Source organism: Olsenella sp. An290, assembly GCF_002159535.1.
Taxonomy (GTDB): Bacteria; Actinomycetota; Coriobacteriia; order Coriobacteriales; family Atopobiaceae; genus Thermophilibacter.
On the sequence record NZ_NFIU01000035.1, the window covers coordinates 1 to 2,421 of the forward strand.

At 73.8% G+C, this 2,421-nt stretch carries 1 protein-coding gene; it reads right to left on the reverse strand.

Features of this window, described 5'->3' with window-relative positions:
• Nucleotides 1–3: 3 nt before the first annotated feature.
• Nucleotides 4–1,113 carry a hypothetical protein gene (locus tag B5F84_RS09655; protein ID WP_204205558.1) on the reverse strand — a complete coding sequence of 370 codons (1,110 nt, stop codon included), beginning with the start codon at nt 1,111–1,113 and terminating at the stop codon, nt 4–6.
• Between the last annotated feature and the right edge of the window lie 1,308 nt (nt 1,114–2,421).

Genomic DNA, 2,421 nt, shown 5'->3' on the forward strand with positions numbered 1-2,421 from the left:
AAGTCAGGAAGCTAGGGGCGTGCCGGCGCCGGAAACCGAAAAACTTGCGTGCTGAAACCCGAAAGAAGGGCGCGCTCTTTTCCGCAAGTGAGACTTGACTAAACACAGCGGGTCCCCGCGGCCGAGCCCCTCGGGCCACGACACCGCCGACCAGTCGTACCCGTCGAAGGTCTTGGGCGCCGGCAGCCCGCAGCGCCGAAGCAGGGAGGCGCGCTTGGAGGCGTCGCGGCTCGCGGCCTCGGCCTCGAGGTGGCGGGCGAGGTGCTCGACCTGCTTCGGGCTGCCGGCGCTCGCCCACTCCCCGAGCACGGAGGCGGTGAGCGAGCACCTCCCGCCGGCCTCCACGACCCTGCGCGCGAGCTCCCCGCCAGCGGGCATCGGCCCCGCCCCCCTCGGGAAGCCGTCGTAGACGGACGGGTCGGCCCCGCCCTCCCCGCCGAGCGCGCCGGAGGCGATCCGCCTGGCGAGCACGTCGACCGTGGCGTCGTCGGGCACGCGCCCGCCCTCGACGACGCGCAGCGCGGCCCCGCGCGCCGCGCCGAAGCCCGGCGCGGCGCTCGCGCGCGCTATGGACCCGAGCGTCTGCCTGCGGCCGGCGGCGTCCATGCGGCCGATGCCCGCGGCCGGCCCCTCGGGCATGTCCCGCCGTATCGTGGACCCGCCGAGCGCGCGCGGCCTGGCGACGATCGCCGGGACGAGCGACAGCGGGTTGCGCACGGCGGGCCCGGCGCCGTAGGCCCTCGGGAGCACCGCCACCCTGCGGCCGCGGTCGGCGACGATCTCGACCGAGTCGGGGCGCACCCCGACGAGCAGCTCCCTTCCGTGCCACACCGGGCCGGCGACGTGCTCGCGGCCGTCGACCTCGACGTAGCCGCGCTTGTCCGCCCTGGCCCGCGCCCACCTGACCGCGTCGAACGCGGCGCCGGGCAGCGCGCGCATCTCGGCGAGGTCCTCGCGCAGGGCCTCCGCCGACGCCCGGCCGTCGCGGCGCCCCGCGGCGGCGTTCAGGCGCGCGCGCCCCTCCGCCAGCAGGGCGTTCAGCTCGGCGAGCGACCCGACCCTGGGCACCGGCACGAGGAGGTTGCGCCTCAGGCAGCCGACCGCGTTCTCCACCGACCCCCCTCTCGTTGCCCGAGTAGGGGCCGCGGTACCTCGACTCGACGCGGTAGTGCCCCCTGAGCAGGGAGAACAGCCCGGACTCCGTCACCTCGCCGCGGACCATCCCGCCCGCCTCGGTCGCGTTGTCCAGGACCAGCGCCCTCGGGGCGCGGCCCCAGCGCGAGAAGATCGCCGCGAGCCCCGCGCACGGGCGCCCCGACCTCTGGGACCTCAGCGCGAAGCACTGCCCGTCGTTGGGGTGGGGAAGGGCCGCCACCAGCAGCTTGAGGGCCAGCTCCTCGCCCGCGACGACGGCGCGGAAGTTGCCGAAGTCCACCTGGCAGGCGCCCAGGGCCCACTCGAGCTCCAGGTGGCCCCCGCCCGCGCCGGCCGAGCGCGCGAGCCTCCGCTCGCGCACGGAGCGCTGGACGGTCGAGTGGGAGCCGGCGTAGCCCCTCTCCTCGACCAGCCGGCCGTAGGTCCTCCCGGCGGTGTGGCGCTGCTTGCGCGGCGCGCCGAGGTCGGCCTCCGGGACCGACTCGGCCCACCCCGCGCGCTCGCCGAGCGCGGGCCTCTCGCGCCGCGCCGGCACGGGGGCGGCGGGCGACATGTCCTCCATGTCGGCGTGCTTCGCGACGGTGTTGCGGCTGACGCGGAGCCTGCGGGCTATCTCGGCCCTCGGCACCCCGTCGGCGTCCATCGACCGTGTATCGTTCCTTGTGTCCAGGGGCACGGTCATCTCCCCCATCCTTCCCGGGCGGCCTCGCCAAAGTGCCCGCCCGGGACAACCCTACGGCGAGGGCCGCGCCCCTGGTCCAGGGGGCGCGGCCCTCGTGATCAAACTGCTCAATTCCTGGTGCACGCGCTGCTCAGAAGCCGGCGCTCATTTGGACCACTTCCTATTGCACATCAACAGCTGCAGTGGATAAGCATTCTGTCGCCTTTGCTGATCGGCCGGAGTGCCGCACCTCCTTAAGAAGGCGGCAAGAAAATGCGCGTCGCTCCGTGCGGACTCCTTGTGCTCAATTGCTCGGCCGTGTCGCCTGGGATCGTGTGGCTTCGAACATGGTGTGTCGAGCAACCCACTTGGATGTTGTGATAGGGGATGGCTCTCTGCTGCGAGCTTGAACGCTGCGGCTTTGGGGGCCGTCCCTTTTTCATGCCCGGGCGCTAGCGGCATAGCGTCGTTGAGCCCCAGGCCCCCTCGCCCCCATTTGTGTAGGAAATGTGTGCGCCCCGATTCCCGCCCCCGGCGGGGGCCGGGGCGCGTATAGTTAATCCCCGCGCAGCGCCGCCGGCGAGGAGCCGGGGCCGCGCGGCGAA